Source organism: Streptomyces sp. NPDC001828 (assembly GCF_042892175.1).
Taxonomy (GTDB): Bacteria; Actinomycetota; Actinomycetes; order Streptomycetales; family Streptomycetaceae; genus Streptomyces.
On sequence record NZ_JBIATV010000001.1, the window covers coordinates 133,223 to 152,785 of the forward strand.

At 72.0% G+C, this 19,563-nt stretch carries 13 protein-coding genes; 4 read left to right on the plus strand and 9 right to left on the minus strand.

Features of this window, described 5'->3' with window-relative positions:
* Positions 1-17 precede the first annotated feature (17 nt).
* The gene (locus ACFYZA_RS00660; RefSeq protein ID WP_382587422.1) at positions 18-1,265 is read right to left on the minus strand and encodes a MurT ligase domain-containing protein; all 1,248 of its coding nucleotides are present in this window, start codon (positions 1,263-1,265) and stop codon (positions 18-20) included.
* Positions 1,266-1,382: 117 nt separating this feature from the next.
* Here ACFYZA_RS00660 and def point away from each other — a divergent pair, with 117 nt between their 5' ends.
* The gene (gene def, locus ACFYZA_RS00665) at positions 1,383-1,919 is read left to right on the plus strand and encodes a peptide deformylase (protein ID WP_382587425.1); all 537 of its coding nucleotides are present in this window, start codon (positions 1,383-1,385) and stop codon (positions 1,917-1,919) included.
* 203 nt (positions 1,920-2,122) lie between these two features.
* Here the strand turns inward: def and ACFYZA_RS00670 are convergent, their stop codons facing one another.
* A complete protein-coding gene (locus ACFYZA_RS00670; protein ID WP_382587428.1) occupies positions 2,123-2,776 on the minus strand; it encodes a TetR family transcriptional regulator in 654 nt (217 codons plus the stop codon).
* A gap of 190 nt (positions 2,777-2,966) precedes the next feature.
* Between ACFYZA_RS00670 and ACFYZA_RS00675 the strand changes: the two genes are divergently transcribed.
* The gene (locus ACFYZA_RS00675) at positions 2,967-4,196 is read left to right on the plus strand and encodes an acyl-CoA dehydrogenase family protein (protein WP_382587431.1); all 1,230 of its coding nucleotides are present in this window, start codon (positions 2,967-2,969) and stop codon (positions 4,194-4,196) included.
* A gap of 84 nt (positions 4,197-4,280) precedes the next feature.
* On the opposite strand, the gene ACFYZA_RS00680 is transcribed toward ACFYZA_RS00675, so the two are convergent.
* The 3 genes from ACFYZA_RS00680 to ACFYZA_RS00690 are packed head-to-tail and all read right to left on the minus strand — an operon-like array spanning position 4,281 to position 8,290.
* Complete coding sequence (locus tag ACFYZA_RS00680) at positions 4,281-4,769, minus strand: glutathione peroxidase (protein ID WP_382587434.1); 489 nt, start codon at positions 4,767-4,769, stop codon at positions 4,281-4,283.
* 31 nt (positions 4,770-4,800) lie between these two features.
* Positions 4,801-5,682, minus strand: a complete 882-nt coding sequence (locus ACFYZA_RS00685; protein WP_382587437.1) for an acyl-CoA thioesterase — start codon at positions 5,680-5,682, stop codon at positions 4,801-4,803.
* A gap of 34 nt (positions 5,683-5,716) precedes the next feature.
* On the minus strand, positions 5,717-8,290 hold the full coding sequence (locus ACFYZA_RS00690; RefSeq protein WP_382587440.1) for a DEAD/DEAH box helicase: 2,574 nt from the start codon (positions 8,288-8,290) through the stop codon (positions 5,717-5,719).
* Between the two features lie 84 nt (positions 8,291-8,374).
* Between ACFYZA_RS00690 and ACFYZA_RS00695 the strand changes: the two genes are divergently transcribed.
* Positions 8,375-9,166: a metal-dependent hydrolase gene (locus ACFYZA_RS00695; RefSeq protein ID WP_382587443.1), complete on the plus strand. Its 792-nt coding sequence runs from the start codon at positions 8,375-8,377 to the stop codon at positions 9,164-9,166.
* A gap of 343 nt (positions 9,167-9,509) precedes the next feature.
* On the opposite strand, the gene ACFYZA_RS00700 is transcribed toward ACFYZA_RS00695, so the two are convergent.
* Positions 9,510-11,291, minus strand: coding sequence for an ABC transporter ATP-binding protein (locus ACFYZA_RS00700; RefSeq protein WP_388485969.1), 1,782 nt, complete (start codon positions 11,289-11,291; stop codon positions 9,510-9,512).
* A complete protein-coding gene (locus tag ACFYZA_RS00705) occupies positions 11,288-13,150 on the minus strand; it encodes an ABC transporter transmembrane domain-containing protein (protein WP_388485972.1) in 1,863 nt (620 codons plus the stop codon). The genes ACFYZA_RS00700 and ACFYZA_RS00705 overlap by 4 nt, the downstream gene beginning before the upstream one ends.
* Positions 13,151-13,310: 160 nt before the next feature.
* On the opposite strand from ACFYZA_RS00705, the gene ACFYZA_RS00710 reads away from it, so the two are divergent.
* Complete coding sequence (locus tag ACFYZA_RS00710; protein WP_388485974.1) at positions 13,311-14,918, plus strand: peptide-N4-asparagine amidase; 1,608 nt, start codon at positions 13,311-13,313, stop codon at positions 14,916-14,918.
* Between the two features lie 47 nt (positions 14,919-14,965).
* On the opposite strand, the gene ACFYZA_RS00715 is transcribed toward ACFYZA_RS00710, so the two are convergent.
* Both ACFYZA_RS00715 and ACFYZA_RS00720 read right to left on the minus strand, forming a co-directional pair.
* Positions 14,966-16,399: a Gfo/Idh/MocA family protein gene (locus ACFYZA_RS00715; protein ID WP_388485976.1), complete on the minus strand. Its 1,434-nt coding sequence runs from the start codon at positions 16,397-16,399 to the stop codon at positions 14,966-14,968.
* Positions 16,400-16,604: 205 nt separating this feature from the next.
* Positions 16,605-19,553, minus strand: coding sequence for an FAD-binding and (Fe-S)-binding domain-containing protein (locus ACFYZA_RS00720; protein WP_388485977.1), 2,949 nt, complete (start codon positions 19,551-19,553; stop codon positions 16,605-16,607).
* Positions 19,554-19,563 lie beyond the last annotated feature (10 nt).

Below are 19,563 nucleotides of genomic sequence, written 5' to 3' on the forward strand. Positions count from 1 at the left end.
TGCTGCTCCTGCCTTGCTCAGTTGCCGACGACGCGGCGTACGTCCTGGAACGCGGTGTAGTTGGCGATGAGTTCGATCCGCCCGGGCGGCGCCAGCTGCGCGCACTCCTCCAGGCTCTCGCAGACCCGGAAGTCGAGGTTCGCGACTTCGAGGCGTACCGCCAGGTCCAGCTTGCGGTCGCCGATCACGAAGATCGGGTGTCCGGCGAGGCGGGTGTAGTCGACGTCCCACAGCCACGAGGTGTCCGTGCCGTCGGCGCCACGGGCGTTGACGGACAGGACGACCGGGGTCGGCGGCGGGTCGATGAGGGAAAACGTTTCGAGCCAGCCCGCCGGGTTCTTCGCGAGCAGCAGCCGCACCTCGCGCCCCTGGAAGCTGACCACGTCGTAGCGTCCCGCGACCGCCTGCACCTGGTACATGCGCTCCAGAGCGACCTGCGGCGGCACCCCGAACACCGCGGCGACCGCGGCGGAGGTGGCGGCGTTGGCCTTGTTGGCGCGGCCGGGCAGCTGGAGGTGGATCGGCCAGGCCGAGCCGTGCGGGTCGAGCACGTAGTCGCCGTTGAGCACCCAACTGGGCGCCGGGCGGCGGAAACCGCACTCGCCGCAGAACCAGTCGTCGCCCGGACGCTGCATCACACCGCCGCAGGCGGGGCACGACCAGGCGTCGTCCTTCCACTCCTGACCGGCCGCCACCCACACCACGTTGGGGGAGGAGGACGCCGCCCACACGACCAGCGGGTCGTCGGCGTTGGCGATGACCACGGCCTTGGAGCCGGACAGTCCCTCGCGCCACTTCTCCGCGAGCATCCGGGTCTCGGCCGCGCGGTCGAGCTGGTCGCGGGAGAGGTTGAGGAGCGCGATCGCCTTCGGCGTCACATCGCGCGCGACTCCCGCCAGGTACTTCTCGTCGACCTCGATCACGCCGTACTTCGCGTCCGAACCGCCCGCGAGCGCCGACGTGATGCCGGCCGGCATGTTGGCGCCGAGCGCGTTCGACACCACCGGGCCGCTGGCCCGCAGTGCCTCGGCGATCAGCCGGGTCGTGGTCGTCTTGCCGTTCGTCGCCGACACCAGGACGACGTCCAGATGAGTGGCGAGCCGCCCGAGCAGATCGGGGTCGAGCTTGAGCGCGACGCGCCCGCCGATCACCGATCCACTGCCCCGCCCCGCCGCGCGCGACACCGCCGCGGCGGCCTTGCCCGCGGTCACGGCCAGCTTGGCTCGCGGTGACAGGGGCCCGGCACCTCCAACGTGTCCTGACATCGTCCTTGATCCTCCTTGCGCCTGGGTCGGGTGTCAGCCTATCGAGATCCGGTCAGCGGCCCGAACCGCGCCACCATCCGGAATGCCATCCGGTCACCGGAACGTACTCTTGCGCCCATGCGCCACCGCCCCATTCCCGGCAGTTCCGGCTCCGTACGAGAGATGAGTCTCCTCGGCGACGGACCGCTGCACGCCCCCTGCGAACCCGTCACGGACTTCGGGCCCGCCCTGCGCCGCCTGGTCGAGGACATGTTCGCCACGATGTACGCGGCCGACGGCGTCGGCCTGGCGGCCAACCAGATCGGCGTCGCCCAGCGGGTGTTCGTGTACGACTGCCCCGACGACGAGGACGTCCGGCATCTGGGGTACGTCGTCAACCCCCGTCTGGTGGAGGCGGACGGCATCGAGGTGCGCGGCCCCGAGGGCTGCCTCTCGCTGCCGGGCCTGGAGGCGCCGACCTCTCGCTTCGACCGCGCGGTGGTGGAGGGGGTGGATCTCTCCGGCGCGCCGGTGCGCGTCGAGGGGACCGGGTTCTTCGCCCGCTGCCTCCAGCACGAGTGCGACCACTTGGAGGGTGTGGTGTACGCCGACCGCGTAACGGGCCGCCACGGGCGCCGCTTGCAGCGCGCGATCCGCAAAGCCGGCTGGAGCTGACCTCCCTGGGGCTCCGCCCCAGCCCCCGGTCCGCGCCCGAACGGCGCTCGTCCTCAAACGCCGGACGCGCTGAGGCTGCCTCTGTTGGGCACCCCGCCAAGGTCTGCCCCGTCAGGGGCGCGGGGAACTGCGCGCACGGCCCCTGCGGTCCGCAGCCGGAGTCGTCACCCCCGGAGGGTCTCGGGAAGGGGCGGGGTGGGGAATCAGAACCCCGGGCCGCCCACCCGGTCGCCCGCCGCCGCGAGGCGCCCCCACAGGAGGTCGGCCAGGGCCTGTACCAACTCCGCGCGGGAGCAAGGGCGTTCGCCCAGCCACCAGTCGCCCGCCGCATGCATCATGCCGACGATCCCGTGCCCCCAGACCCGCGCCAGCACCTCGCTGCCCGGCCCGAGGTCGATCCGTTCCGCGATGACCACGCCCAGGTCCTCGCCCATGCGGCGAAGCAGCGGCGCCGAGTGCCGGCCCACGTCGAAGCCCTGCTCGGACTCGGGTGCCGGCGCGTCCTCGGCGGGGTGCATCAGGAACCGGTACACCTGCGGCCGCGCCTCGATCGCCGTGAGATAGGTCTCCAGGGTCGCCTCGACCCGCTCCCGCCGCTCGGCCGGCGCGTCGAGCGCGGCCCGCAGCGCGGAGAGCAGCGCGTCGGTGTGCCGCTTGGCCAGGGCCCGGTAGAGGCCGCCCTTGTCGCCGAAGTGCCGGTAGAGGATGGGCTTGGTGATGCCCGCCTCCGCCGCGATCGCGTTCATCGAGGCCTGCGGGCCGTCCCGGAGCACCACCCGGTCCGCCGCCTCCAGCAGTTCGCGCCGCCGGCGCTCCGCCGCCGTGCGCTGCTGTTCGGCCTGGTGCCTGGTCTCCATGGGTGTCTTCTCCCCGCCCGTACTGCGTCCCGTGCTGCGTCTTCCGTGGGTTTCCTGGTCGCGGAAGCCTTGCGCAACGTAACACTCCGCCCGGTCGCGGTGCTGCGGGGCAGGTGGTCGGTTGACAGCGGCTACCCGTCGGTAACAGACTGCGGTTACCGCAAGTAACGCTTGGAGTGGTGGAGGGGACATGGCCGAGTTCACGATGGATCTCAACGACGACCAGAAGCAGGTCCGGGACTGGCTGCACGGCTTCGCCAAGGACGTGATCCGCCCCGCCGCCGCCGAGTGGGACGAGCGTGAGGAGACCCCCTGGCCGGTGATCCAGGAAGCCGCCAAGGTGGGAATCTACTCCCTCGACTTCTACGCGCAGCAGTTCTTCGACCCGACCGGCCTCGGCATCCCGGTCGCCATGGAGGAGCTGTTCTGGGGCGATGCGGGCATAGCGCTCTCCATCGTCGGCACCGGCCTCGCCGCCGTCGGCGTCCTCGCCAACGGCACCGAGGAGCAGATCGGCACCTGGATACCCCAGATGTACGGCGACGTGAACGACGTCAAGGTCGCCGCCTTCTGCTCCTCCGAGCCGGACGCCGGCTCCGACGTCGCCTCGATGCGCACCCGGGCCGTGTACGACGAGGCCAAGGACGAGTGGGTCCTGAACGGCACCAAGACCTGGGCGACCAACGGCGGCATCGCGGCCGTGCACGTCGTCGTCGCCGTCGTCGACCCCGAACTCGGCTCCAAGGGCCACGCCTCCTTCATAGTGCCGCCGAACACCCCGGGCCTGACGCAGGGGCAGAAGTTCAAGAAGCACGGCATCCGCGCCTCGCACACCGCCGAGGTCGTGCTCGAAGACGTACGCGTCCCGGGCAGCTGCCTGCTCGGCGGCAAGGAGAAGCTCGACGAGCGGCTCGCCCGCTCCCGCGAGAGGGCGAAGGCGGGCGGCGGCGAGCGCGTGAAGAACGCCGCGATGGCCACCTTCGAGGCATCCCGCCCCGCCGTCGGCGCGATGGCGGTCGGCACCGCCCGGGCCGCGTACGACTACGCGCTCGAATACGCCAAGACCCGCGAGCAGTTCGGCCGCCCGATCATCGACAACCAGGGCATCGCCTTCCAGCTCGCCGACATGCGCACCCAGATCGACGCGGCCCGGCTCCTGGTGTGGCGCGCGTCCTGGATGGCGACCACGGGCAAGAAGTTCGAGTCGGCCGAGGGCTCGATGTCCAAGCTGTACGCGAGCGAGACGGCCAAGAAGGTCACCGGTCAGGCGATCCAGATCCTCGGCGGCAACGGCTTCACCCGCGAGTACCCGGTGGAGCGCATGCACAGGGACGCCGCCATCTACACCATCTTCGAAGGCACCAGCGAGATCCAGCGGCTCGTCATCGCCCGCACCCTGGCGGGCATGCCGATCCGCTGACGCGCGGAGCGCGGACCGAAGATCCGGTCGAGGCCCAGGCGCCCCACCCTCGGACGAGGGCGGGGCGCCTTCGCGCGCGGGGGGTCAGGCGGGCAGGTTCGCCTCGACGAGGGCGACGACCTCGGGGGCCTCGGGCTCCGTGCGGGGACGGATGCGGGCCGCCACCTCGCCCGTGGGGGAGATGAGGAACTTCTCGAAGTTCCACTGGATGTCGCCGGCCTCGCCGTCGGCGTCCGCGGTCTTCGTCAGCTCGCTGTAGAGCGGGTGGCGGCCCTCGCCGTTCACGTCCGTCTTCTCCAGGAGCGGGAAGGTCACGCCGTACGTGGCCGAGCAGAACGTGCCGATCTCCTCGGCCGTGCCGGGCTCCTGGCCGCCGAACTGGTTGCACGGCACGCCCAGCACGGTCAGACCGCGCTCGCCGTACTGCTGCTGCAGCCGCTCAAGACCCGCGTACTGCGGGGTCAGGCCGCACTTGGACGCCACGTTCACCAGGAGCACGGCCCGGCCCTCGTAGTCGGCGAGCGAGGTCGGCTCGCCGGTCAGGGTGCGCAGCGGGATGTCGTACAGGCTCATCGGTAACTCCTTCTGAAAAAAGGTGAGTTGATCAGTCGGCGGCCGGGGTGAGAGGGCGGAACAGGCCCTCCTGGACCACCGACACGAGCAAGTGGCCCTCGCGGTCGTAGATGCGGCCGCGCGCCAGGCCCCGGCCGCCCGTGGAGACCGGGGACTCCTGGTCGTACAGGAACCACTCGTCGGCCCGGAAGGGGCGGTGGAACCACATCGCGTGGTCCAGGGAGGCCATGTCGAAGCCGCGCGGCCCCCACAGCGGCTCGACCGGGATGCGCACCGCGTCCAGGAGCGTCATGTCGCTGGCGTACGTCAGCGCGCAGGTGTGCACCAGCGGGTCGTCGCCGAGCGGGCCCACCGCCCGCATCCAGACCGCGCTGCGCGGATCGGCGCCCTTGATCTCCTCGGGCGTCCAGCGCAGCCGGTCCACGTACCGGATGTCGAACGGCTGGCGGCGCGCCATCCGCTCCAGGGCCTCCGGCAGCGCGCCCAGGTGCTCGCGGATCTCCTCGGTGACCGTGGGCAGCGACTCCGGCTCGGGGAAGTCCAGGCGCGGCGGGAGCTGGTGCTCGATGCTGCCGGGCTCCGGGCGGTGGAAGGAGGCCGTCAGGTTGAAGATCGTGCGGCCCTGCTGCACCGCCGTGACCCGCCGGGTGGTGAAGGACCGCCCGTCGCGGACCCGCTCCACCTGGTAGACGATCGGCACGCCCGGCCGGCCCGGCCGCAGGAAGTAGGCGTGCAGCGAGTGCACCGGGCGCTCGCCGTCCGTGGTGCGCCCGGCCGCGACGAGGGCCTGGCCCGCGACCTGGCCGCCGAAGACCCGCTGGAGGGACTCCTCGGGGCTGCGGCCGCGGAAGATGTTGACCTCGATCTGCTCCAGGTCGAGCAGATCGACGAGTCTCTCCGCCGGGTTGGTCATGTCGTCGCGGTCCTTCCGGAACAGGGGGTGTGGGTCAGAGTTCGCCGACGTCGGTGACGCGCAGCACCGCGCGGCCCTCTTCGTCGGAGGCCGCCAGATCGACCTCCGCGCTGATGCCCCAGCCATGGTCGCCGTTCGGGTCGGCGAACGTCTGGCGGACGCGCCACAGGCCGTGCGCCGCGTCCTCCTCGATCGCGAGCAGCTTGGGGCCGCGCGCGTCGGGGCCGGTCCCGAGGTCGTCGTACTCGTCCCAGTACTTGTCCATCGCCTCGCCCCACGCGTCCGCGTCCCAGCCGGACTCCCCGTCCAGCTCGCCGAGCGCGGTGAGGTTGTCCAGGGCCGCCAGCTCCACCCGGCGGAACATCGCGTTGCGCACGAGCACCCGGAAGGCACGGGCGTTGGCCGTGACCGGCTTGACCTCGTCGGCCTTCTCCTGGGCCTCCTCGGCGGTCTGCACCTCGGGGTTGGCGAGCTGCTCCCACTCGTCCAGGAGCGAGGAGTCGACCTGGCGGACCATCTCGCCGAGCCAGGCGATCAGATCCTCCAGGTCCTCGGTCTTGAGGTCGTCCGGGATGGTGTGGTCGAGCGCCTTGTACGCGCTCGCCAGATAGCGAAGGACGATGCCCTCGGTGCGCGCCAGCTCGTACCAGGAGGTGAACTCCGTGAAGGTGAGCGCCCGTTCGTACATGTCGCGGATGACGGACTTCGGCGACACCGGGTGGTCGCCGACCCACGGGTGCGACTTCTTGTAGACGTTGTAGGCGTGCCACAGGAGCTCTTCCAGCGGCTTCGGGTACGAGATGTCCTGGAGCCGCTCCATGCGCTCCTCGTACTCGACGCCGTCCGCCTTCATCTGCCCGACGGCCTCGCCGCGCGCCTTGTTCTGCATCGCGGCGAGGATCTGGCGCGGATCGTCCAGGGTCGACTCGACGACCGAGACCATGTCGAGCGCGTACGACGGCGACTCCGGGTCGAGCAGGTCGAAGGCGGCGAGCGCGAAGGTGGAGAGCGGCTGGTTCAGCGCGAAGTCCTGCTGGAGGTCGACGGTGAGCCGGATCGTGCGGCCCTCCGCGTCCGGCGTCTCCAGCTGCTCCACCACGCCGCCGTCGAGCAGCGAGCGGTAGATCGCGATGGCCCGGCGGATGTGCCGCAGCTGCGCCTTGCGCGGCTCGTGGTTGTCCTCCAGGAGGTGGCGCATCGCCTCGAACGCGTTGCCCGGCCGGGCGATCACCGAGAGCAGCATGATGTTGGTGACCCGGAAGCGGGAGGTCAGGGGCTCCGGCTCGGAGCCGATCAGCTTCTCGAAGGTGGTGTCCGACCAGCCCACGAAGCCCTCGGGGGCCTTCTTGCGGACCACCTTGCGGCGCTTCTTCGGGTCGTCGCCCGCCTTGGCGAGCGCCTTCTCGTTCTCGATGACGTGCTCGGGCGCCTGCGCCACGACATAGCCCGCCGTGTCGAAGCCGGCCCGGCCCGCGCGGCCCGCGATCTGGTGGAACTCGCGGGCCCGCAGGGTGCGTACGCGCGTGCCGTCGTACTTCGTCAGGGCCGTGAACAGCACCGTGCGAATAGGGACGTTGACGCCCACGCCGAGGGTGTCGGTGCCGCAGATGACCTTCAACAGGCCTGCCTGCGCCAGCTTTTCGACCAGACGGCGGTACTTGGGCAGCATCCCCGCGTGGTGCACGCCGATGCCGTGCCGGACGTAACGGGACAGGTTCTGGCCGAACTTGGTGGTGAAGCGGAAGTTGCCGATCAGGTCGGCGATCTTGTCCTTCTCCTCGCGCGTACACATGTTGATCGACATCAGCGACTGCGCCCGCTCGACCGCCTGGGCCTGTGTGAAGTGCACGATGTAGACCGGCGCCTGCCGGGTTTCGAGCAGCTCGGTCAGCGTCTCGGTGATGGGCGTCGTCACGTACTCGTACGAGAGCGGCACGGGCCGGGTGGCCGAGCGGACGACCGCGGTCTCGCGGCCGGTGCGGCGCGTCAGGTCCTTCTCGAACATCGAGACGTCGCCCAGCGTGGCCGACATCAGGACGAACTGGGCCTGCGGCAGCTCCAGGATCGGGATCTGCCAGGCCCAGCCGCGGTCGCCCTCGGCGTAGAAGTGGAACTCGTCCATGACGACCTGGCCGATGTCGGCGTGCTTGCCGTCGCGCAGCGCGATCGAGGCGAGGACCTCGGCGGTGCAGCAGATGACGGGCGCGTCCGCGTTGACGGAGGCGTCACCGGTCAGCATGCCGACGTTCTCGGTGCCGAAGAGCTTGCACAGGTCGAAGAACTTCTCCGAGACCAGCGCCTTGATCGGCGCGGTGTAGAAGGTGACCTCGTCCCGGGCCAGCGCCGCGAAGTGCGCACCCGCCGCCACCAGGCTCTTTCCGGAGCCGGTCGGGGTGGAAAGGATCACGTTGGCCCCCGACACGACCTCGATCAGCGCCTCCTCCTGGGCCGGGTACAGATTGATGCCCTGGCCCTCGGCCCAGGTGGAGAAGGCCTCGAAGAGGGCATCGGGGTCGGCACTCGGCGGCAGCTGATCGATAAGGGTCACGCCCCCATCTTGCCTGGCCCGGGGCCGGAAGCGGGAACCGGCCACCGGCGCGAAGATCATCGCAGGTAGGCTGCCAGCTCGGCCCGTCCACGGACGGGCCGTCAACTGGGTTGATGAGCAAGAGGAATGGGGCGGGGCACGGTCATGATGGGACCAGCGCACTCACTGTCGGGGGCCGCGGCCTGGCTCGGAGTGGGTGCGGCCGCGGCCGCCGCCGGGCACGCCATGCCGTGGCCGGTGCTCGTCGTGGGCGCCCTGATCACGGCCGGGGCGGCGCTCGCGCCCGACCTCGACCACAAGTCGGCGACGATCTCGCGCGCGTTCGGGCCGGTGTCCAAGGCGCTGTGCGGCATCGTCGACGACCTCTCGCACGCCGTCTACAAGGCGACCCGGGGCCCCGGCGACCCCCGCCGCAACGGCGGTCACCGCACGCTGACCCACACCTGGCTGTGGGCCGTCCTGATAGGGGCGGGCGCCTCGGCGGCGGCGGTCTTCGGCGGGCGCTGGGCGGTCCTGGGCATCCTCTTCGTCCACCTCGTCCTCGCGGTCGAAGGCCTGCTGTGGCGGGCCGCCCGCGTCTCCAGCGACGTACTGGTGTGGCTGCTCGGCGCGACCAGCGCGTGGATCCTGGCCGGCGTCCTCGACAAGCCCGGCAACGGCTCGGACTGGCTGTTCACCGGCCCCGGGCAGGAGTACCTGTGGCTCGGGCTGCCGATCGTTCTCGGCGCCCTGGTCCACGACATCGGCGACGCCCTGACGGTCTCGGGCTGCCCGATCCTGTGGCCGATCCCGCTCGGCCGCAAGCGCTGGGCCCCCCTCGGCCCGCCCAAGGGCATGCGCTTCCGTGCGGGCAGCTGGGTGGAGCTGAAGATCCTGATGCCGGCGTTCATGGTGCTGGGCGGCGTGGGGGCGGCGGGGGCCCTGAACTTCATCTGACCCCGGGCCCGCCTCGGGGGCCATCCCCGCCGGGGTGAAGAGTGCCGCTAAGGGGCGCGGGGAACTGCGCGACCAGCCCAGCACGGCCCGCGGCGAACAGCGCACGAGGGGCTCGGCGATGAGGGCGCCGGCAAGGAGATGCCGCTAAGGGGCGCGGGGAACTGCGCGACCAGCCCAGCACGGCCCGCAGGAAAGCACGGTCAGCCCAGCACGGCCCGCAGGAAAGCACGATCAACCCAGCACGACCCGCAGGGAAACAGGGGACCCGGGGCCCAGCCCCGGTGGGCCAGGGCCGGGCCCCGGCCCGGTGCCGGGTGCCGAGCCCCCTGCCGCGCGCCGCAGGCTACCCGTGCCAGGACCGCCAGAGCGCCGCGTACGCACCCCCCGCAGCCACCAGCTCCTCATGGCTGCCCAGCTCCGCGATCCGCCCCCGTTCCACCACCGCGATGACGTCCGCGTCATGCGCGGTGTGCAGGCGGTGCGCGATCGCCACCACCGTGCGGCCGTCCAGGACGCGGGCCAGCGAGCGTTCCAGATGGCGGGCGGCGCGTGGGTCCAGGAGCGAGGTCGCCTCGTCCAGGACCAGCGTGTGCGGGTCCGCCAGGACCAGGCGGGCCAGCGCGATCTGCTGGGCCTGTGCCGGGGTGAGGGCCAGGCCCCCCGAGCCGACCTCGGTGGCGAGGCCGTCGTCGAGGGCCCGTGCCCAGCCGTCCGCGTCGACCGCCCCGAGCGCCGCCCACAGCTCGGCGTCCCGCGCACCCGTGCGGGCGAGCAGCAGGTTGTCCCGCAGCGAGCCCACGAACACGTGGTGCTCCTGGTTGACCAGGGCCACATGCTCGCGCACCCGCTCCGCCGGCATCCGCGACAGCTCGGCCCCGCCCAGCGTGACCCGGCCCTCGCGCGGTGCGTAGATCCCGGCGAGCAGCCGCCCCAGGGTCGACTTGCCCGCGCCCGACGGGCCGACCAGGGCGACCCGGGTGCCCGGGGCCACCGAGAGCGACACCTCGTGCAGCACGTCCACGCCCTCGCGGTAGCCGAAGCGGACCCCGTCCGCCTCGACGTGCCGCCCCTCGGGACGCACCCCCGCATCCCCCGCGTCCGGCTCGATGTCCCGGACGCCGACCAGACGCCCGATCGACACCTGGGCCACCTGCAGCTCGTCGTACCAGCGCAGGATGAGCCCGACCGGCTCGACCAGCATCTGGGCGAGCAGCGCGCCTGTGGTGAGCTGGCCGATCGTGATCCAGTCCTTGAGGACGAAGACCCCGCCGATCGTGAGCACCGACACCATGATCGTCATGTGGGTGACGCTGACCACGGGGAAGAGCACCGAACGCAGCCACAGCGTGTACCGCTCCCACGCCGTCCACTCCTTGACCCGCTGGTCCGAGAGCGCGATGCGGCGCGCGCCCAGGCGGTGCGCCTCGACCGTGCGCCCCGCGTCGACCGTCTCGGTCAGCGCGGAGGCGACCGCCGCGTACCCGGCGGCCTCCGAGCGGTAGGCCGCCGGGGCCCGCCGGAAGTACCAGCGGCACCCCACCACGAGCACGGGCAGCGCGATCAGCACCGCGAGGGCCAGCGGAGGGGCCGTGACGCCGAGCGCGCCGAGCAGCAGCGCCGCCCACACCACGCCGATGGCGAGCTGCGGCACGGCCTCGCGCATCGCGTTGGCCAGGCGGTCGATGTCCGTGGTGATCCGGGACAGCAGGTCGCCCGTGCCGGCCCGCTCCAAGACGCTCGGCGGCAGCCCCACCGACCGCACCAGGAAGTCCTCGCGCAGATCGGCCAGCATCTCCTCGCCGAGCATCCCGCCGCGCAGCCGCACCATCCGCACGAACACCGTCTGGATGACCAGCGCGGCCGCGAACAGAGCGCCCACGCGGCCGAGTTGAAGGTCGCGCGACCCGTTGGACAGGTCCTCCACGACGCCGCCGAGGAGGTAGGGGCCGACCATCGACGCGATCACGGCGACGGCGTTGACCGCGACCAGGACCGTGAACGCCCCGCGGTGGCGCCGCATGAGCTCGCGTACGTACGTCCGGACCGTCGCCGGGGTGCCCACCGGCAGGGTGGTGGCCGACTGCGGGGCCGCCGGGTCGTACTCCGGTGCTGCCACGCCGATCATGCCGACTCCTCCACTTTCTCCATCGCCCGGGACATCGTCCCGGGCGTCGTCCGGGGCTTGGCCGAGGACGGCGTCCCCGGCATCGCGTTCGTCGCGTCGCCGTCCGTCTCGCGGGTGACCACCGCGCGGTAGCGGGCGTCGGCGTGCACCAGTTCGCGGTGCACGCCCACCGACGCGACCTCGCCCTCGTGCACGAACACGATCCGTTCCGCGAGGTCGAGCAGGAGCGGTGACGACGTGAACACGACCGTCGTACGGCCCGCCCGCAGCCGCTTGATGCCGTCCGCGACCCGCGCCTCGGTGTGCGAGTCGACCGCCGAGGTCGGCTCGTCGAGGACCAGGACCTCCGGGTCGGTCACCAACGACCTTGCCAGCGCCAGGCGTTGACGCTGCCCGCCCGAGAGCGAGCGGCCGCGCTCGGTGATCCGGGTGTCCATCGGATCCTGCCCGGGGTCCACCGACGCCTGCGCGAGCGCCTCCAGTACGTCACCGCACTGCGCCGCCGCCAGCGCGTCCGCCGCCCCGACCTGCCCCGACGACGGCACGTCGAGCAGCTCCCGCAGCGTGCCCGAGAGCAGCACCGGGTCCTTGTCCTGGACGAGGACGACCGTGCGGGCGCCCTCCAGCGGCAGCCCGTCCAGGGCCACCCCGCCGAGCAGCACCGAGGACTCCCCGGCCGATTCGGCGGGATGTCCGCCGAGCCGGTCCGCGAGCCGTCCGGCCGCGTCCGGGTCGCCGCACACCACGGCCGTGAACCGGCCCTCGGGGGCGAGCAGCCCGGTCGCCGGGTCGTACAGGTCGCCCGACGGCAGGGCCGCCGGCCGCCCGGACGGCACCCCCGTGTCCGTCCCGGCCGGGTCGGTGACGCGCTGGAGTGCGAGCACCCGCGCCGCCCGCTTCGCGGAGGGCCGCGAGAACGAGTAGGCCATCGCGATCTCCTCGAAGTGCTGCAAGGGGTACATCATCAGCGTCACCGCGCTGTACACGGTGACCAGTTCGCCCACCGAGATCCGCCCCGCGAGCGCCAGGTGCGCGCCGTACAGGACGACCGTGATGAGCAGAAGGCCGGGCAGCAGCACCTGGACGGCGGAGATCAGCGACCACATGCGGGCGCTGCGCACGGCGGCCCTGCGGACCTCCTGCGAGGCCTCGCGGTAGCGGCCGAGGAACAGCTCCTCGCCGCCGATGCCGCGCAGCACCCGCAGGCCGGCGACCGTGTCGGACGCCAACTCCGTTGCCCGGCCCGCCTTTTCGCGCTGGATGTCCGCACGCTTGGTGGCGCGCGGCAGCAGCGGCAGGACGGCCAGGGCGAGCACGGGTACGCCGATCGCGACGACGATGCCGAGCGCGGGCGCGTAGATCAGCAGCCCCACGCAGATGATCACCAGTGCGGCGGCGGCCGCGGCGAACCGCGAGAGCGCCTCCACGAACCATCCGATCTTCTCCACGTCACCGGTCGACACGGCCACCACTTCGCCCGCCGCGACCCGGCGCGTGAGCACCGAGCCGAGCTCGGCCGTCTTGCGCGCGAGGAGCTGCTGCACCCGGGCGGCGGCGGTGATCCAGTTGGTGACCGCCGTGCGGTGGAGCATCGTCTCGCCGACCGCGATGGCCACGCCGAGCAGCACGTTCAGACCCGCGGCGAGCGCGAGCCGGCTGCCCGAGCGGTCGATGGCCGCCTGGACGGCGAAGCCGACGGTCAGCGGCAGTCCGGCGATGCCGCACTGCTGGAGCAGCCCCCAGCCGAGGGCCTTGAGCTGGCCGCCGAGCTGGTTGCGGCCCAGCCAGTAGAGGAAGCGGGGACCCGAGCGGACGTCCGGTTCGCCTGGATCCGTGTAGGGAAGATCGCGAATCTGCATGGCGTCCGGGATTCCTTGCATCGAGGGGTGGAAGCCGTGCAAGGTTCGCCCTTCCATGCTGCTGATTTCAATCGATTTTTCCGCGTTGGGGCCCAGAACCCGCCATGGGCCGCCCTTCGGGTCTGGCGTCCCGGCCGCGCTCGCGCTTCACTCCTGGTCCATGAGACGACGAAGGATCATGTCCATGCTCGGCTGCCTCACCCTGGCCGCCGGCCTGCTGCTCGGCGCGGGGCCGGCCCACGCGGCCGGCTCGCCACCCGCCGAGTTCGGCACCGACTGGCACGACCCGCTGACCGCGGCGCCGCCGGTGGCCGCACCGCACACGAAGTCCTGCCAAGTCACCCTGGCCGAGGCCCAGTTCCGTGACTTCACGCCGTACAAGGGGAGTTACACCCCGCCCCAGGGCTGCGGCGACCGCTGGAGCAAGGTGGTGCTCCGCCTCGACGGCAAGGTCAAGGGGCGTCAGTACGACCGGCTCGGCTACCTCCACGTGGGCGGCACGGAGGTGCTGCGCACCTCGACACCGGAACCCTCGGTGGACGGCATCGCCTGGAACGTCGAGAAGGACGTCACCCGCTACAGCCCCACCTTCCGCTCCGCGCAGCCCGTCGAGATGCTCATCGGCAACACCGTCGACGACACCTACACCGGCGTCATCGACGTCAAGGTGACCCTCACCTTCTACGCCGCCGACCGCCGCACCCCGCCCGCCGCGACCCCCGACACGGTGCTCCCGCTGGACACCGCGCGGGTCACCACGCCGCGCAACACCGAACGCGTCGTGGCCGAGGTGTACGCGACCGGCTCGGGCGGTGGCTGCGAGGAGTTCTGGTACCTCGCCGTGCCCGAACCCGCCCCGTACTCCTGCAAGGCCCCGGCCGGACCCAACCGCGAGGTCCAGATCAAGGTGGACGGTCGACTCGCCGGCATAGCGGCGCCGTTCCCGACCGTGTGGACGGGCGGCTGGTCCAACCCCTTCCTCTGGTACGTCGTCCCCGCGCCCCGCGCCTTCGACGTCAAGCCCGTCGAGTACGACCTGACGCCGTACGCCGCGCTGCTCAACGACGGACGCCCGCACCGGGTCGAGGTGTCGGTCGCCGGGGTGCCCGTGGGCCAGGACGGCTGGTCCACGCCCACCAATCTGCTCATCTGGCAGGACAAGGGGAGCAAGGTCGTCACGGGCGCGCTGACCCGCCACGACGAGTCGACGCCCGTCAACTCCACGACGTACCGGCCGGGTTCACCCGAGCTGCGGCTCGACGCGAAGAGCGAGCACCGGCTCACCACCGCCGGATACCTCGACACCTCGCACGGCCGCGTCACCACGACCGTGGCCCGCTCGGTGTCGGCCGACTCGGCGCACCGCTGGACCGAGGGCGAGAACACCGATGCGCTCAAGGGGAGTTGGCGTGACGACCAGAGCGTGACGACCTCCGGCCGGGGTCCCTCGGCGACCGTGCGCGACAGCCGGACGTACACGATGGACGGCACCACGACCATCGGCACGGACAGCCGGCTGCGCACCGCCATCACCCTGGGCGACCGCGCGGATTCCGTGACTCTGCGCGGCGCGCGTCCCACGGCCTTCTCGCACCTCGACGACGCCTACCGGGGTGATGCCTCCTGGACGATGAACGTGCCGCGCGAGCAGCGCCACGCGACCGGCACCTCCGCCGAGCGCTACCGGCTGTACGGCTCGGACGGCTGCTACGACCGCAGTCTGAAGACGGCCCAGGGAACCCTGACCGAGGACGTCCGGCACTGCTGAACCGCCCGGTGCTCCCGGCCCCAGGGCGGGCCGGGAGTACCGCGTCCTCACGCTCCGGCGGGCTTCTCGGAGTCCATGCCGGGACGCGCCTTGCGCCACTCGCCCCGGGTGAAGTCCGGGATCTCCTGCGGCAGTCCGCGCTGCTTGATCGACAGGTGGCTCAGCGGCACCGGCGAGGTCCAGGTCGCCGCGTCGTACACGTCGAAGTCCGGCACGAGGCCCAGACGCATGCACTGCGTCAGGCGGAACACCAGCATGTAGTCCATTCCGCCGTGCGCGCCGGGCGGGTTGGCGTGCTCCTTCCACAGCCAGTGGTCCCACTCGGCGTACTTCGAGAAGTCGCCCCACTCGTCGTTCTTGTGGTCCGGCTCGATGTAGATCCGCTCCGGATAGTCCTCGAAGAGGCCCTTGGTGCCGCCGAGGCTGTTGATCCGGCTGTAGGGGTGCGGCGTCGACACGTCGTGCTCCAGGCGGATCACCCGTCCCTTCGCGGTCTGCACCAGGCTGATGGTGCGGTCGCTCCCGATGTACGACTCCTTCCAACTGGGGTCGCCGGCAGGCAGGTTGGCGGCACGGTACTGGGAGAGCCCGAGCGAGGGCGAGCCGACGCTGACGATGCTGACGGCCCGGTCGCCCCGGTTGAGGTCCATGTAGTTGGCGACCGGGCCGAAGCCGTGGTTGGGGTACAGGTCGCCGCGCAGCCGCGTGTGCCAGAGCCTGCGCCAGGGGCCCTCGTAGTAGGCGGGGTCGAACATCAGCGAGCGCAGATCGTGGTTGTAGGCGCCCGCGCCGTGCAGCAGGTCCCCGAACTTGCCCGCGTGCGCCATCCGCAGCACCCGCATCTCGTTGCGCCCGTAGCAGCAGTTCTCCAGCTGCATGCAGTGCCTGCGGGTGCGCTCGGAGAGGTCCACCAGGGCCCACAGCTGGTCCAGTTGGAGTGCGACCGGGCACTCCACGCCGACATGGACCCCGTTCAGGAGCGCCGACCTGGCGATCTCGAAGTGCGAGTCCCAGGGCGTCGCCACATGCGCGAAGTCGATGTCGCCGCGCCGCAGGAGCTGCTCGTAGTCGTGGTCGCCGTGGACGTAGACGGCGGGTGCCGGCTGCCCGGCGGCGGTCACCTTGGCGGCGACCCGCTCGGCCTTCGCCTTCACGGGGTCGCACAGCGCCACCACCTGGACGCCCGGCACGGCCAGATACAGCTCGGTCATCGCGGCGCCGCGGTTGCCGAGGCCGATCATCGCGACCCGCACGGTCGAGCGCCGTTGGAACGGCACCCCGATCATCGTGCGGCCCTGACGCGGAGGCTCCTTGGCGGCGGCCCGCTCCGGCGGCTGGTGCGACGGCTGGTCCTCCGGCCGCTGCGCCGCCTCGGCCGTGCCGCCGAAGGCGCCGAGCCCGAGCCCGGCGCCGGCCGCCCCCGTGGTCCACAGAACGGAGCGCCGGCTGACGTCCTGGTGCTCCGGTACCGCGTCGTTCATCGAGCCTCCTGGTGATCGACAGGAATTCCATGGGCTGAGATTTGCGCGACCTTTGCCGAACCTAGGTAGCGACCTTGAAGGAAGGTCCGGCTTGCGCGCAAGAGCCCCGCCGGTCTCTTGATACCGGCCCAGGAAGGCTTGATGACGTTCCATCAGGGGCGGGGACGTACGTGTCGCCGTCGAAGCCCGCCCCTCAGACCGGCGCTCAGCTGCGCCGGAGGTACGCGGGGCCGGGCCGCGTGGCCCGCTCCAGCTCCAGGATCACGGAGTAGTACCGACGCCCCGTACCGTGCTCAAGGCCGACCTCGCACATCCGGTTCGCCGACAGATGCGCCTCGTACGGCCGGGCGCGCACCTCGGCCGCCTCACGGGCGGTGGCCGACTCCGTCAGCTCCGGATGCAGCATCCCGCGGTCGCCCGCGAACGCGCAGCACCCCGCGTCGTCGGGCACGACCACCTCGTCCGCGCACGCCGCCGCGACGGCCCGCAGCTGCGCCTCGTCCCCCAAGTGCCGCATGGAACAAGTGGGATGAAGGACGGCCGAGCGCGCCGTACGCAGGACGGTGAGGCGGGGCAGGAGTTCCTCGGCGGCCCAGACGACCGAGTCGACGACCGTCAGCTCGCGGTGCAGCTCGCGGTTGTCGTCGCTGAGGTAGGGCACCACCTCGTGCGCGATCCCGAGTGTGCACGACGAGGCGTCGACCACCAGTGGCAGGAGCCCGCCGGCGGTCCAGCCCCAGGCGGCTTCGACGATGCGGTTGGCCATCACCACGTTGCCCTCGGCGTACCCCTTGGAGTGCCAGATCGTGGCGCAGCAGGTGCCCGCCACCTTCTCCGGGATCCACACCGGCCGCCCGGCCCGCTCGGAGACCGCCACCAGTGCCTCGGGGAGCGAGGGCCCGCGGAAGCCGTCGGGCTCGCCGAAGATGCGGTTGACGCACGCCGGGTAGTAGACCGCAAAGGCGCCGACGCGCTCGGTACGCGGGAGCCTGGAGCTCGCGGCGCCGGGGATCCGCGGCAGCCACTCCGGTACGAGGTCGGGGCGTACGGCCTTGCGGGCGAGGCCCGTGACGCGCTCCACGAGCCGGTCGCCGATCTTGTCGGCCGCCGCCACCGCGAGCCGGGCGGACGCCTCGACGGCCTTGAAGTTCCGGGCGGCGAGGGCCGCGATCCGCTCCTCGCGCGCGGAGTGCCGTTGGTGCCGGAAGCCCTTCATCAGGGCGCCCGTGTCGATGCCGACCGGACAGTCCAGGGCGCACGTGGAGTCCCCGGCGCAGGTGTCGACCGCGTCGTAGCCGTAGGAGTCGAGGAGCGCGGACTCGACGGGTGAGCCGGCCGGCTGGCGCGTCATCTCCCGGCGCAGCACGATCCGTTGGCGCGGGGTGGTGGTCAGATCGCGGCTGGGGCAGCTCGGTTCGCAGAAGCCGCACTCGATGCAGGGATCGGCGACGAGCTCCACCTTCGGGATGGTCTTGAGGCCCCGCAGATGCGCCCGTGGATCGCGGTCCAGCACGATGCGCGGCGCGAGCACCCCGTCCGGGTCGATGGCCTGCTTGGTGCGCCACATCAGCTCGGTCGCCCTGGGTCCCCACTCCAGCTCCAGGAACGGCGCGATGTTGCGGCCCGTGGCGTGCTCGGCCTTCAGGGATCCGTCGAAGCGCTCCACGGTGAGGCGGCAGAACTCGTCCATGAACGCGGCGTAGCGGTCCACGTCGGACGGCTTCGACGCGTCGAAGGCCAGCAGGAAGTGCAGGTTGCCGTGCGCGGCATGACCGGCGACGGCGGCGTCGAAGCCGTGCCGCGCCTGGAGTTCGAGCAGTGCCGCACACGCCTCGGACAGGCTCGACGGCGGCACCGCGAAGTCCTCGGTGATCAGCGTCGTACCGGAGGGGCGGGTGCCGCCGACGGCGGTCACGAACGCCTTGCGCGCCTTCCAGTACCCGGCGATCGTCCCCGGATCCCGGGTGAACTCATTGGTCACCGAGGCGGCGGGCGCGACCAGTTCGAGCCCCGCGAGCACCTGGGCGGCGGCCCGCTCGTACGCCTCCTGGGCCGCCGGCGCGGGCGCCCGGAACTCCACCAGGAGCGCCGTGGTGTCCTTGGGCAGGCCGGCCCAGTCGGCGGGCACCCCCTTGACGCTGACGGAGGCCCGCAGCGTATTGCCGTCCATCAGCTCCACGGCGATCGCGCCCGCCTCGTTGAACAGCGGCACGGCCGCCGCCGCGGCGGGCAGCGAGGGGAAGAAGAGCAGGGCCGTGGAGACGAGCCGGTCCAGGGGCAGCGTGTCGAAGACGACCTCCGAGATGAACCCGAAGGTGCCCTCGGAGCCGACCATGAGCCCGCGCAGGATCTCGACCGGCGTCGACCCGTCGAGGAAGGCGTCGAGGCGGTAGCCGTTGGTGTTCTTGATCGTGTACTTGGCGCGGATCCGGGCGGTGAGCTCCGGGTCCGCCTCGATCTCCCCCTTCAACGCCAACAGCGCCGCGCAGAGCCGGGGTTCGGCATGAGCGAGGTCCTCGTCGGCGCGTGGATCCCCGGTGTCGACGACCGTGCCGCTCGGCAGCACGAAGGTGAGCGAGGAGACGGTGCGGTACGAGTTGCGGGTGGTGCCGGCCGTCATGCCCGAGGCGTTGTTGGCGACCACCCCGCCCACCGTGCAGGCGATGGCGCTGGCCGGATCGGGCCCGAGCACGCGGCCGTGCCGGGCGAGCGCGGCATTGGCGCGGGCGACGGTCGTCCCCGGCCGGACCCGCGCCCGCAGCCCGTCGTCGAGCACCTCGACGCCCGCCCAGTGCCGGCGCACGTCCACCAGGATGTCCTCGCCCTGCGCCTGCCCGTTCAGGCTGGTGCCCGCCGCCCGGAAGACGACCTCGCGGCCCTTGCCGTGGGCGTACGACAGGACCGCGGAGACGTCGTCGATGTCCTCGGCGACGACGACGGCCCGCGGCACGAAGCGGTACGGGCTGGCGTCCGAGGCGTAGCGCACCAGGTCGGAGACCTTCCAGCACACCTTGTCCGCGCCGAGCAGCGCGATCAGCTCCGAGCGCAGCGGCTCCGGGGTGCCGGCGGCCAGGCGGTCGGGGACCCGGTCGGGGGAGGGCTCGCGCCGTCCGGTGGGGCGCAGGCTTCGCGGATCGGGCTCCAGCAGCGGCATGACCACGGCC